The organism is Asaia bogorensis, assembly GCF_900465345.1.
GTDB lineage: Bacteria > Pseudomonadota > Alphaproteobacteria > Acetobacterales > Acetobacteraceae > Asaia > Asaia bogorensis_A.
In genome coordinates, this window is sequence record NZ_UEGO01000029.1 from 20,130 (window position 1) to 33,680 (window position 13,551).

General features: G+C 58.0%; 10 protein-coding genes and 1 tRNA gene. 3 read left to right on the forward strand and 8 right to left on the reverse strand.

Annotation, left to right across the window (positions count from 1 at the left end; translation table 11 throughout):
- Window positions 1–53: 53 nt before the first annotated feature.
- From ED655_RS09890 to ED655_RS09910, 5 genes are all read right to left on the reverse strand, one after another.
- Complete coding sequence (locus ED655_RS09890; RefSeq protein WP_122050016.1) at window positions 54–791, reverse strand: TlyA family RNA methyltransferase; 738 nt, start codon at window positions 789–791, stop codon at window positions 54–56.
- A complete protein-coding gene (gene dxs, locus ED655_RS09895) occupies window positions 791–2,785 on the reverse strand; it encodes a 1-deoxy-D-xylulose-5-phosphate synthase (protein WP_122050017.1) in 1,995 nt (664 codons plus the stop codon). The genes ED655_RS09890 and dxs overlap by 1 nt, the downstream gene beginning before the upstream one ends.
- A 4-nt stretch (window positions 2,786–2,789) precedes the next feature.
- Complete coding sequence (locus ED655_RS09900) at window positions 2,790–3,710, reverse strand: polyprenyl synthetase family protein (protein ID WP_122050018.1); 921 nt, start codon at window positions 3,708–3,710, stop codon at window positions 2,790–2,792.
- A complete protein-coding gene (locus tag ED655_RS09905; protein ID WP_122050024.1) occupies window positions 3,707–3,967 on the reverse strand; it encodes an exodeoxyribonuclease VII small subunit in 261 nt (86 codons plus the stop codon). The genes ED655_RS09900 and ED655_RS09905 overlap by 4 nt, the downstream gene beginning before the upstream one ends.
- A gap of 121 nt (window positions 3,968–4,088) precedes the next feature.
- Complete coding sequence (locus tag ED655_RS09910) at window positions 4,089–4,358, reverse strand: sulfurtransferase TusA family protein (RefSeq protein WP_122050019.1); 270 nt, start codon at window positions 4,356–4,358, stop codon at window positions 4,089–4,091.
- A 145-nt stretch (window positions 4,359–4,503) separates the two neighbouring features.
- Here ED655_RS09910 and ED655_RS09915 point away from each other — a divergent pair, with 145 nt between their 5' ends.
- A complete protein-coding gene (locus ED655_RS09915) occupies window positions 4,504–5,439 on the forward strand; it encodes an ROK family protein (protein ID WP_023978692.1) in 936 nt (311 codons plus the stop codon).
- Between the two features lie 10 nt (window positions 5,440–5,449).
- Here ED655_RS09915 and ED655_RS09920 read toward each other — a convergent pair whose 3' ends face one another.
- The gene (locus ED655_RS09920) at window positions 5,450–6,247 is read right to left on the reverse strand and encodes an RlmE family RNA methyltransferase (RefSeq protein ID WP_062164743.1); all 798 of its coding nucleotides are present in this window, start codon (window positions 6,245–6,247) and stop codon (window positions 5,450–5,452) included.
- A complete protein-coding gene (locus tag ED655_RS09925; RefSeq protein ID WP_122050025.1) occupies window positions 6,244–7,383 on the reverse strand; it encodes a Ppx/GppA phosphatase family protein in 1,140 nt (379 codons plus the stop codon). Before ED655_RS09925 ends, ED655_RS09920 begins: the two co-directional genes overlap by 4 nt.
- Before the next feature lie 203 nt (window positions 7,384–7,586).
- On the opposite strand from ED655_RS09925, the gene ED655_RS09930 reads away from it, so the two are divergent.
- Together ED655_RS09930 and ED655_RS09935 are read left to right on the forward strand one after the other, a co-directional pair.
- Window positions 7,587–7,660, forward strand: a tRNA-Gln gene (locus tag ED655_RS09930).
- Between the two features lie 1,496 nt (window positions 7,661–9,156).
- The gene (locus tag ED655_RS09935; protein WP_240993602.1) at window positions 9,157–11,433 is read left to right on the forward strand and encodes a TonB-dependent receptor; all 2,277 of its coding nucleotides are present in this window, start codon (window positions 9,157–9,159) and stop codon (window positions 11,431–11,433) included.
- A 271-nt stretch (window positions 11,434–11,704) separates the two neighbouring features.
- Here ED655_RS09935 and ED655_RS09940 read toward each other — a convergent pair whose 3' ends face one another.
- Window positions 11,705–12,544: a hypothetical protein gene (locus ED655_RS09940; RefSeq protein ID WP_122050020.1), complete on the reverse strand. Its 840-nt coding sequence runs from the start codon at window positions 12,542–12,544 to the stop codon at window positions 11,705–11,707.
- Window positions 12,545–13,551 lie beyond the last annotated feature (1,007 nt).

The window sequence follows — 13,551 nt, forward strand, 5'->3', positions numbered from 1 at the left end:
GGCGCTTATGCGCTAACTCTTCGACTGTCCGAAGGTGTGGTGCCCGTGGCCCTTCAAACGCGCCGGGCGGCGATCAGAAATTCGCGGTTCCCCTCGGGGCCCGTGATGGGGCTCGGTTCAATGCCAAGAACGTTCCAACCTTCGAGTTCTTCCCACCAGGCACGGATTTCAGCGCAAACACGCTCATGCACTGCGGCGTCACGCACGACGCCCTTCGCGCCAATCTCGGAGCGTCCGGCTTCGAATTGCGGTTTGATCAGGGCCACTGCCCATCCACCCGGCTGACAGAGAGCGAGGGCAGGGGGCAGCACGATGCGTAGCCCGATGAAGCTCGCATCACAGACAACAATCGAAATCGGGTCAGGAATGATCGTCTCATCCAGCGTCCGGGCATTGGTCTTTTCCATGACCACAACGCGCGGGTCAGACCGCAGCTTCCATGCAATCTGACCATGGCCGACATCGACGGCATAGACTTTTGTGGCGCCGTTGGTCAGCAGCACATCGGTAAATCCGCCTGTGGAGGCACCGACATCTACTGCTATCGCTCCCGCGGGATCTAGCCCGAAATGGCTGAGCGCATGGTCCAGCTTGAGACCGCCGCGCGAGACCCAGGGGTGATCCTGCCCCTTGAGGTCAAGCACAGTATCCTCGGCGAGCATATCGCCCGCCTTGGCAATGCGGCGGTCCTTGGTGAACACAAGCCCCGCCATGATCAACGCCTGTGCACGGGCGCGGCTCTCGACGAGGCCGCGCTCGACCAGCAGGACGTCTGCCCGCTTCTTGGCCATCAGGCCGTCTGCTGGGCGTTCTGTGCACCAAGCGCGGCAAGTGCTGTATCGACGATTTGCGGCGCATTCAGCCCGGCTTCATCGTACTGCACGTCCGGCAGGTTATGATCGATATAGGTGTCAGGCAGCGCCATGGGGCGGAACCTGACCTGATCGAGAAGAGCCGTCTCGGCCAGATGACGGACCACGAGGCTGCTGAAGCCGCCTGCTGCGCCTTCCTCGATCGTGATCAGGACATCGTGCTCACGGGCCAGACGCTCGACGAGAGCCGTATCGATCGGCTTGGCAAAGCGGGCGTCGGCAACGGTCACGGCAATGCCCTGCGCAGCAAGGTGATCGGCTGCCTTGAGCGATTCGGTCAGGCGCGTGCCCAGCGAGAGAATGGCGACGCCGGATTTGTTGCCCGGCTGACGAACCGCCTCACGGACGATGCGGCCACGACCGATCTCAAGAACCTCGCCCTTCTCCGGCAGGTCCAGACCCGTGCCACCACCACGGGGGTAACGGAACGCAATCGGACCCGCATCGTACACGCAGGCCGTGGCGGTCATGTGAGTGAGTTCGACCTCGTCACTCGGGGCCATCACCACCATGTTCGGCAGGCAGCACAGATAGTTCAGGTCGAATGAGCCAGCATGGGTCGCACCATCGGCACCGACAAGACCGGCACGGTCAATGGCAAAGCGAACCGGCAGGTTCTGCAGATCCACATCATGCACTACCTGGTCATAGGCGCGCTGCAGAAAGGTGGAATAGATGGCGCAGAAAGGACGCAGCCCTTCTGAAGCCATGCCCGCAGCAAAGGTGACGGCATGCTGCTCGGCAATGCCGACATCGAAGAAGCGCTCGGGATGCTTCTGGGCAAACTTGTCCAGACCTGTGCCCGAGGGCATTGCCGCAGTGATGGCCGTGATGCGCTCATCCATCTCGGCATGACGCAGCAATTCGCGTGCCATGACGGAGGTGTAGCTCGGCGGACCGGCGGGAGCCTTCTTCTGCTCACCCGTGATCACATTGAACTTGCTGACAGCGTGATATTTATCGCCTGCGGATTCAGCCGGCTTGTAGCCGCGTCCCTTCTCGGTGATGACATGCAGCAGGACCGGGCCCTCATCGCTGTCGCGAAGATTGCGCAGGATCGGCACCAGCTGGTTGAGGTCATGACCGTCAACCGGACCGACATAATAGAAGCCGAGTTCCTCGAACAGCGTGCCGCCCGTGATCAGGCCGCGTGTCAGTTCGTCAGCACGCTTGGCAGTGCGTTCCAGCCCGGCAGGCAGGCGCTTGGCCAGCTTGCCAGCCAGATCGCGAAGGCTCAGGAACTGACGCGAGGTCATCAGACGGGAGAGATAGTTGGACATCGAGCCGACCGGCGGCGCGATGGACATCTCGTTGTCGTTGAGAATGACGATCAGGCGCTTGGCGCCAGGACCGGCCACGGCGGCATTGTTCATGGCCTCATAGGCCATGCCAGCCGAAATCGACCCGTCACCAATGACCGCAATGACATTGCGCTCTTCATAGGACGGATCATCATTGGCACGCAGATGATGCGCCACGGCCATGCCGAGACCGGCAGAGATGGACGTGGAGGAATGGGCCGCACCGAACGGGTCGTACTCGCTTTCCGAACGGCGCGTGAAGCCCGAGAGACCCTCTGGCTGGCGCAGCGTGCGGATACGGTCGCGGCGCCCGGTCAGGATCTTGTGCGGGTAGGCCTGATGGCCGACATCCCAGATAATCCGGTCATCGGGCGTGTTGAACACGGCATGCATGGCCACGGTCAGCTCGACCACGCCAAGGGAGGCGCCAAGATGCCCGCCCGTGGTGGACACCGCATCAACCGTTTCGGTGCGCAGCTCCTCAGCCAGTTGCTTGAGCTGGTCGGTCGAGAAGTTTCTCAGATCGGCGGGAACGACGACCCGGTCGAGATGAGGAAAACGACCCATGGTCGGGATCGACGAGGCTTGGTTCGGTTTGGTGGTATCGCTCATTCTCTTAATTCCTGCGCTCGACGATGTAGTGTGCCAGGGCTCTGAGCGCGGCTGCTTCGGTCCCGAAAGAAGTCAGGGCCTGTGTGGCCTGCTCGACAAGGCGCGCGGCTTCCGCGCGTGCGCCGTCAATGCCGAGAAGGGAGACATAGGTGGATTTGCCGGAAGCTTCATCCTTGCCGGCCGTCTTGCCGAGTTCTTCGGCGCTGGCCGTGGTGTCGAGCACGTCATCGGCCACCTGAAAGGCGGTGCCGATATCACGACCATAGGCAATGATAGCGTCGCGTTGAACGCGGGTTGCGCCACCAAGAATGGCACCGGCCTCGGCGGCGTAGCGGATCAGCGCGCCGGTCTTCATGGCGTGAAGGCGTCGCACCTGATCGAGCGGCAGCGATTTGCCTTCGCCACGGATATCGACCACCTGACCGCCGACCATGCCCGCCGCACCCGACGCCTGCGCCAGTGCCGTCACCAGGGCGATACGCACGGAGGGGTCGGAATGGGTGGCTTCATCCGCCAGGATCTCGAAGGCAGAGGTCTGGAGGGCGTCGCCAGCGAGGATGGCGATGGCCTCGTCAAACTTCTTGTGCGTTGAGGGCTGCCCACGGCGTAGATCGTCATCATCCATGGCAGGCAGGTCATCATGAACCAGACTGTAGGCGTGAAGCATTTCGACCGAGGCCGCGACACGAAGGGCGCCCTCGGGCTCTGCCCCGAAAATGCCGGCAATCTCCGTCACGAGATAGCCGCGCAGTCGCTTGCCACCGCCAAGGGCTGCGTAGCGCATGGCCTCAATCAGAACCGATTCGTCGCCGTCAACCATAGGAAGAAGGCGATCAATGGTGCTTTCGATTGCGCGCGCTGCCGTGCCAAGTGAGGCCGCAAGGGTCTCGGGCGATGCAGTTGAGGGTGATGAGGTGGTCGTCATGGGGCTTTTCCGCCAGAATTCTCGTCGAACTCGGCAAGCGGCGTTGTGCCTGTCGTGCTATCACGCTGTGTGATGGCCCGAACGCGCATTTCGGCTTCCGAGAGTTTTGTTTCACAATGGCGGCGCAGGGCAGCACCTCGCTCATAGGCGCTTATCGCATCCTCGAGTTTCATCTGACCGCTTTCAAGGCCGCGTACAATCCTGTCGAGTTCTGACAGGGCATCCTCGAAAGAGAGCTGTGATAGCTGTGCGTCCATGCCGTAACTGCCGTCCCGCTCCGCTGTTTCGGAAAAATGCCGCCAGCATATGACGGCCATTGGGATGGAGGGATAACCTGTCGCACTCCATTCTCCAAGCCCAAGGGTGGAGAGAGTATGATTATTCCGTGACAGGCAAGGACACAGCTGTGTCCGATTTGCGACGAATCACAAAGGAGAGTGTCTCGCCATCTTCCGAAAACGCCACCAGCGCGTGGCCGGTCTCGCGACAGAACGCCTGAAAATCAGCAACACTTGCCCTGTCCGTGGCCAGAACGCGCAGCTTTGCACCCGGCGAAAGGGTCTTGAGGCTGCGATGGGCCCGGAGCACCGGCAAGGGGCAGGCCATTCCACGAACATCGAGCAGGGTTTCTGGGGGCGAGGCTGTCATTTTCAGGACTATGCGCGCAGCGCCATGTGTGTTTCAAGATCGGGCGCTGTTTGACCGCTCTGTTTGACCAATAGATCTTTACTCGGACCGTATTCGTCCGCAACATGCGCCGCAGTTTTCAGAAGCAACATCAGTAAGGCATGAGATGGCTGATTATCGCCTCGGCATCGATTTCGGTGGCACAAAAATCGAAATCGCAGTTCTCGATCGCGCTGGCGATCTGCAACTGCGCGAACGCGTACCGAACCCCGGAATTTATGAGGATGCCGTGATCGCTGTGCGCGATCTCGTCGCCAGCGTCGATCAGCGCCTTGGCAGCGTGGCCTCGCATCTTGCAGCGCCGGGCCAGCTCACCTCGACACTCGGTATCGGCATTCCGGGCTCCATCTCGCCCGAGACTGGTCTTATCAAGAACGCCAATGCGACCTGGCTGAATAACCAGCCTTTCGGTATCGACCTCGATCGTGCCCTCAATCGCTCCGTACGCGTTGAGAACGATGCGAACTGCTTCGCCTTGTCGGAAGCCGCAGACGGTGCTGGCGCAGGGAACCGTACGGTGTTCGGCATCATCATCGGTACCGGTATGGGCGCTGGTATTGTTGTCGATGGCAAGGTCATTGGCGGTCGGCACAGCATCGCGGGCGAGTGGGGGCACACACCACTTCCCTGGGTACGTCTGGAAGAATTCCCCCTGCCGAAATGCTTCTGCGGCAATGAGGGCTGCCTTGAGCGCTATCTGTGCGGACCGGAACTGGCGAAGGACTGGAAGGGCGTCGGGCATCATAACACGGCAGGGATCGAGGAAGCCGCCGCTAACGGTGATATTGCTGCGATCGGGGCGCTTGATCGCTACATGGACCGCTTCTCGCGCGCCTGTGCTCTTGCGATCAACTTCCTCGATCCTGACATCATTGTGCTCGGCGGTGGCGTGTCCAACCTCGACAGCATTTATGAACGTGTGCCGCCCTTGCTGGCACGTCATGTGATCACCCCGACCTGCACCACCCCCATCGTGCGCAACAAGCACGGCGACAGCTCAGGCGTGCGCGGCGCCGCCTGGCTGTGGGACGTGACCGAGTAAGGGGCGCCTCTCAGTCCTGCTTGAGGCGATCGGGGCGGAACCCGGTCGCCACAACATAGAGCTCACTCGACTCCTTGCGCGACGCAGGGGGTTTGAGGTGACGCACACTTGAGAAGGCCAGTTTCATGGGCTCGAGCATCTGCCGCTCGGAACCGCCCTGAAACACCTTGGCGACGAATCCGCCACCAACCGCCAGAACCTGCATCGCAAAATCGAGTGCACCTTCCGCCAGTCCCATGATGCGCAGATGATCCGTCGGCGCATGGCCTGTCGTGTTGGGTGCCATGTCGGACAAGACCAGATCAGCAGGGCCGCCCAGCAATTCGATCAGTCGCGCAGGCATGTCGGGATCTGTAAAATCGCCTTCTATAATCGTGGCGTCGCTGACAGGGTCGACCGGCAGCAGATCCACGCCCACGACAGCGCTGGCACCGCGCTTGACCGCAACCTGTGTCCAGCCTCCCGGGGCAGCGCCAAGATCGATAATTCTCATCCCGGGCTTGATCAGCTTGAGCCGGTCATCGATTTCGATCAGCTTGAACGCTGCGCGCGAGCGCCAACCCTGCTTACGAGCAGCGGCCACATAAGGGTCGTTGAGCTGGCGGTTCAGCCAACGCTGCTGCGCCGTGGAGCGCCCACGCGCCGTGCGCAGCATGATGGTCTTGTTACGCGCCGTCTGGACAGAGCTGCCATCCAATGCGCTGTCTGACTCACCTGGTGCGGCCGAACTCTTGAGGGCCTTGCCCGGAATGCGGCGCTCCTGCACCTTGCCGCCCTGACGGCCGCGCTTGTCATTATCTTTGCTCATGCGCGTCCCATAAAGGAAGACGGTGCATGATGGCCACGATAATTCGCGTGTCTGTCATGGGAGGGCGCGTGTTGACGCGTACCATGAGCATGAATGCGCGAGCGGCGCGACTGCGACGCCATGCGGGCCACCATCCCATCGCGAAGCCCCCGATCCGCGACAATGATTTCGCGTGATGGCCAGACACGATGGATGGCGTCAAAAATCGCGCAGCCAGGCAGCATGAAATGCTGTCGGTCCGGGGTGAGGCCGGGAGGCGATTCCTGCTGGCCGGAGGCGGCCTGACGCACAAGCCCGATGGCGTCATGAGCGGCTTCTGCTGTGAGCGTGAAGCCATCAACGGCATGGCGGCTGTAGCGCGCCAGGTTCTGCGCGACACTGGCCAAAGTTGTTACCGTGCCGCTCGTACCGAGCATCTGCACGGCACCACGGCGCATTTCCTGACCGATCTGGTGAACACGTTCGAATGCCGTGAGCGGCTCCTGCACGAGGCGAACCATGTCTTCATACAGGCTGGCGGGGTTTTCGCCGCGCTGCTCACCGCGCTTGTGTCCGAACTGCTCCGAGAGGGTCACGACCCCAAAGGGCAGGCTGACGAGGCCGACAACCTCGTGTTCATGCGTCTCTGGATGCAATCTCAGCCACGCCACTTCTGTCGAGCCGCCGCCGATATCAAAAAGAATGGCCCGTCGCCCCCCTTCGGGATCGCGATGCAGCAGGGTCCGGCATCCCTCGACAGCAAGTTCCACCTCCTCCCTAGGGGAAATGATTTCCAGAGAGAGGCCGGTTTCCGAGCGTACGCGCGAGAGGAAGCTGTCGCGATTGAGGGCGCGGCGGCACGCTTCCGTGGCGACGGCACGCACCTGAAGCGAGGGGAGGCCATCCATGCGTGCGGCGTAGCTGTCGAGTGTACGGATGGCGCGATCCATGGCACGCGAACTCAGCTCGCCGGTTTCAACCAGCCCTTCACCGAGGCAAACCATGCGGTTCTGGCGGTCCAGCACCTGCACACCGTGCCCGCTTCGCCTGGCGATCATGAGGCGGCAATTATTGGTGCCGAGATCGAGGGCGGCAAAATGCCTGGGAGCGTGCCCCCCGATCGAGGGGGAAGCAGCATCACTTTGGCGGTAGCCCATGATCGTCCCCTTTTTTGTGATGGTGCGACGCACCGGAAATCTTGTGTAAAAAACAATGTGATAGCGCTGGCTGAGCACAGCAAGGATTTTGTGACGGGACAAAGACGGATTTGACGAAAAAAATGCAAAAAGGGGGGTTGCGGCCCCGTGGGGTGAATGCTATCTGACCGCCACCGCAAGGCAATGAGCTACGGCTCAACTGCTGGGGGATAGTTTAGCGGTAGAACTACCGGCTCTGACCCGGTCAGCCCTGGTTCGAATCCAGGTCCCCCAGCCATTTTCCTTCGGTTCCAGCTTTTCAAACCGAAATTTGCATAGGTCATTGCCTGCGTGGTTTGCGTGCCATAGGCGTATCCAGCTGATTCCATCTCGTTCATGAGGTGCGCCTTTCCTTTGCGATCTGAGGCAGAGAGGAGCATGCCCCGTAGGGTATCTTCGCTCGCGAGTTAGGCCGCTCAGGAAATCAAGGGCGCTGGTCGTATCGCGTAGGCTGAGACCTGCTCCGGGTGGAGAGGGCGCAGATTGTGCGAATTGGCGTGATCCTCTCGTCCGGGTTTGATCGGGGGAGCCAAACGCTCACGTCCGTAAAGCTCTGTGTTTGGTGTCGAAAACGCCTCGAAGCTTTTATCGTCTGGCGACACGATCCTGGAATGGCCCCCACTGAAAGGGTTAGGGGGCAGACGATGCAGTTGCGTGGGCCTTTTCCCGCTTAGCCGAAATCCCGCACCGCGTTCGGCAGGGTGCTGTCAAATGTCATCCAAGCTTGGATTTTGGTTCTGCGACACGGCGCTAGGCCGCCCCTTGCGTTCACTCTTCTCATTCGTATGGTCCCGCGCCGAGTGATCGGTCCGGTATCACCGATGGTGCTGCGCTTCTCAAAGGTGAAATAATGTCCCGACCGGGTGGGGTGACGATAGCTGAGGCTCTTGCTGTAGCGGTGACGCATATCACGCAGAATGCAGGAAAGGCGCTGATCAGCCATCGTGGCACCCGTGGATTTGGCTTCACGGGGCGAAGCTATGAACAGCGTCAGACATCGCCGGTTGCCGCATTTGACCTCCTGTCCGGGCAGCGCTCTATGTTTGTCTTGGTACTCGCGCTGAAACAGCGCTCGGCAAACGATGTACCCAAAGCGCTTTCTGTAGCGATGAATTGCTTGAGCGGGCGTGGGGACCTTTGTCGAAGGACCAATCGCCATTGCTTCCCGAGGGGCGGCGCACAAAACGACCTGGGTCGGTTACGTGGAAAGGGGGGGGGGTATTGATATCGCGCGACGAGGGCGGCTTCGGCGTTATTTGTGTGAGGTTATGCCCACATGAGCGTGGTCAACGAAATAATGATCGCATAATGAAAGCAATATATGGGTAAACTGCATCGAAACTACCAAATACAGAATCGTAAATATAAATCACCATTTCCTACGCTTATGGAACCACTCGGCTCAATATAATGGCGTCGCTCCGGACGGTCTGCATTGTATCGTAATGATACCCCATGTAACTCTCATAAAACGATTTTAATATTTCGTATCGTCATCAAATTTTCATCCCGCGACCGCAATGCGTTGTGATAGGAACATTAACGTAACGATCTATGTTTGTTAATAATCCAGCATGTGTTTCGGGAAGTATGATGCGCTTTAACGCCCGCTATTTTTTATGTGCGACATCCGTCCTCGCGTTGAGTGTCTCTGCCGCTCAGGCCGAGCAAGGCCAGACCGGTCGCAAGACGGCCTCGTCCAAAACTGCGCAGAGCACGGATTCAGGACCCTCCATGATGGGGTCGACGTCTCCTGCCGATGCGGCACGCAGTGAAACGGTCCAGGTACGGGCAAGCCGTCACACGTCTGCGGGCGGTGGCCTTATGGTACATGAGGACGCTGCGAAGTCACGCTCGACCGTTACGCAGGAGTTCATTGCCAAACAGACTCCCGGTCTCAACCCGATGCAGCTCATCGCCTCGCTGCCCGGCGTTAATACCACCTCGGTCGATCCTCTTGGCCTGAACGGCGGTAACCTGACGTTGCGTGGTCTGAATGCCAGCCAGATTGGGTTCACGCTTGAAGGTTTCCCCATCAACGATATCGGCAACTATGCTGTCTATCCTCAGGAAATCGTTGATTCAGAGAATTTGCGCACCATTAATGTGGAGCAGGGTTCGGCAGATCTCGACAGCCCCCACATCAGCGCGTCGGGCGGCGCCGTGAACATGTATCTGCTGGACCCGACTGAAAAATTCAGCGGCCATCTCGACGGTACTTATGGCAGCTATAATGCCCGCCGCATCTTCGGGCGCGTGGATACTGGGCGCATCGGCAATACGCATCTCAAGGGCTATATCTCATTTTCGGCTGCTCATGAGGATTCATGGCGTGGTCCCGGTGCACAGAAGAAGCTGCACGGCGAGACCAAATGGGTGAATGAATGGGGGCAGGGCAATCGTATCGCGCTAGCTATCGTCGGCAATCAAAGCGACAGCACGCTTTTCCCGTCTATGAGTCTCGCGAACTGGCAGAAATACGGTACATCCTACACGTATGATTCCAAGTGGAATCCGAAAAGTCCGAGCGCTAACTACTACAAGCTGCATCAGAACCCGTTCACGAACATCTATGCCAGCGCACCGTCCACATTTACCCTGACGGACAACCTGACGCTGACCGAAACACCGTATTTCTGGTATGGTAACGGCAATGGCGGCGGTGCCTATAATGAGAGCCTGACGAGCCAGCAGTATGGTTCGCAGTCCCTGAGCGGCTCGATCGGTCCATACAACCCATCGAACACGAAGAGCCTGCTCCTTTATAACCCGTCCAACACACAAACTTATCGCCCGGGTGCCGTAACAAAGCTGGCTCTGCATACCGGAGCCAACCGTCTGATGATTGGCTACTGGTTCGAGTATTCGAAGCAGATCCAGACGGCGCCTTACAGCCTCGTCGATCCTGCGACGGGTGCGCCGCTGGATGAATATGGTGGCGGCCCGAACCTTGTGCTTTCCAACGGTACGACCGCTCAATATCGTGACACGCTGACGCAGACGCGTATTCACACGCTTTTCATTGATGACTCACTCTCATTGCTGAACAACCGCCTGACCATCGAGGGCGGCCTGAAATATGCAATGATCACCCGCCAGGGGCAGAACTATCTGCCTGACACCTCCACGGGGCCCTACATCAATGGAAGCTGGAATGAGCCTCTGCCAGCCGCGTCCATTCGCTACAAGCTGAATGACCAGTTCCAGCTTTTTGCTTCCGGGACGACCAATTTTCGCATCCCGATGAACACATCGCTCTATGACGCTGGCACCTATACCAAGGGCGTGGGCTACAGCACGAAGGCGAACCCGAACCAGAAGCCGGAGATCTCGATTTCGGAAGAAGCCGGCGTGCGCTACCAGGGAAGCCTGTTCAACAGCACACTGACCTACTTCCATTATAACTTTACCAACCGTCTCTATACTCAGACAGTTGTCCTGCCGAACGGGTCCTACTATTCACAGAGCATCAATGGCGGTGGATCGCACGCCGATGGCGTTGATTTCGAAATCGGTACGCGCCCGATCCTTTATCATCTGCGACCCTATGTCTCGGCCGAGTACATCAACGCCCGGACGGACAGCAATGTCGCGGCTGGCAGCAGCGGTGACTACGTGTTCAGCAAAGGCAAGTTTGCACCCCAGACGCCCAAGCAGCAGGTGGCTTTCAACCTCGACTATGACGATGGACATCTGTTCAGCGGTTTCAACCTCAAATATGTCGGCAAGCAGTATTCAACATTCAACAATGACACGTCGATCCCAAGCTACGTGACGATGAACGTGCATGCCGGATACCGCTTCCACAATTTCGGCTTCATGAAGAACCCGGTCCTTCAGCTCAACCTGCAGAACATCACGAACAACCACTATCTTGGCTTCGTGAATGGCACTGCCGCGAACGGCAAGGCAACGACCGGGGTGTATGGACATAAATTGTCTGCCGGAAGCACGACTTACTACGTCGCGTCGCCTTTCTTCGTGGGCGGCACGGCAAGCGTCGATTTCTGACCATCGCAATCTCATTCGAAGGTATGAGGGGTACAGTCCCGGCAACTACACGGGATACAATTGTCGAGGGATATGCGTGGGGGAGATTCAGATTTCTCCCCCTGTTACCGGGTTTCGCGTGTGTAGTATGTGCCTCTGTTCGCCGGTTGAAGCCTAGTCGTGGGCCGGTGATTGTCTGTTGATCAGAACAGATTTGGCCCATTCCACTCCATAGACGTTCCCGGACAGCGGTTTTCTTATAGTTATAAAATCATCTGATTTGTGGATGGTTTCATTCCCCAAAGGTGCCTTCCACCGTCAGGCTGAAATTTATCTTTCTCTTATAATCAGCGCCTGCGTTCAAACCCAACATCTTGAAATCGGCACTAATCTTGGAGGAGATTTGAAGATCTCGCTCGAGATTTACCCTGAGCCGGAATCTTTCTCTTCCGTGTTCCAGCCGACTTTCGACCAGGGCTTGCCACGATGGCTCTCTCTCAAGCCATACTAGGTTTGCGGGGAGTTGGGGGTCCCGACCACGAGAGGTTCCACTGCGCTCATAGCGCTTGGCGCGGGCATTCCTGAGTTCTGCTGCGGCCTTGAGCCGTGCAGTTCGCTGGAACCCTATTCCTATCTCGGCCGCAGATTGCTCATCGCTATTAAATATGATCTCATATGACCGAGCGCCTAGACCGTTCAAAATTCGCTCGAGCTCACTAAGCTTGTGATCGATCATATCGTCATTATATGTTTCGACCGAATAATATGTGTCCTCTTGGAGGGGATTGGCAGCGTATGCTCTTCCAACCTCGGCGCAGCCCCCTAGGAACTTGAAACGATTGGCTTCGCGCAAGGGAACAGCCTGAATCAGCCCACTTCGGTTGAATTCGTCGGGATCACGGTGGGCGCGATTCTGAATCCAGTCTACAGATAGTTTTATACCGACGGTCGCAGCAGCCCTTAACGCAAGGTTGCCGGGAATAAATAGAGGCAAGGCTTCCGAGATCAGTCCAGTATAAGGAGAAAAGGAAGACTGTTTCATCTTCCTGTCGAAATCTCGATCATCAAGAACCGCAATGTAGCGTCGTTGGGCAAATGGAAGATCAACAACTGTTTTTAAGTTTTCGTCCATTGGGTGTCCTGCAATAATGTCATGATCGTAAACTCAAGGTCTAGCGCGGGACGCGGCGGGCGCAAAGATTATCAATCAGACGGCGATGTCTGTATGCTCATTTGGGGCGCACAAGGAACGGTCTATGTCGTCTTGTCGAAATGACCGGCTGCGGGCCTTTGTCTCACAAATTATGCGAAATCGGGTTGAGGCATATCCTCGGCCATAGGCGACATAAAGCGGCGCAGTTGGTGATGCGTCAAGTAATGTGATGGTAGACGTCAGTTCCCGCGCCCGCATCCAGGCCGAGGAGTTCGACAGGGGATTTTGAGCCTTTGGGCTGCCATGCTGACCTTGCCACTGCCGTACCGGTACGAGCTGTTACGCGTTTGGCAATGGTTGCGTCTATTTTGCGATGCCTTTTTTGGCGGATTCTGCCACCTCATGACGTATCTGGAAAATGGAAAATAGAACTGCGGTCCATCAGGGGGGGGGCTGAACTTCGATGAGAGCGATCGTTATTTCTCGCCGTTCTGGTGACGTTTGAAGGTCATTGTGATCATCGGGCGCAGGTCTGCAGATACTCCTCCTCCCGGGTCGCGTCACCTCGGGGGCATGGTTCCAGACCTGTCACACATCGTGATTAGTCGCAGGCTACACCATGCTCATGATGAAGAGCTTTCCAGTCCAACCCACATTTAAGCCCCGATGAGTCCTCGAGCCAAGCCTGACGCGGATGAGATATACCGACGACAGGCGGCTCGATTTTCCCACACCTCTGTCATTTTTTTGAAATTATGTGTTGACGGTGATGGGTGTGGGGTCTAAAAGCCCGTTCACCGCAGCGGAACACGCCGCGGTGACTGCCTGGAAGACTGAGTAAGATCAGTGGGTTAGGTAGGGTTCTTTGAAAATTGAATAGGTTATGGAAGGGATATGTTGGCGGCGCTTTGGTGTTGTCTGAACCAGTGGTTCTGATGATGAGAGTGCTGACTGATTTATTCTTTTTCGAAAGAACTACAGACGTC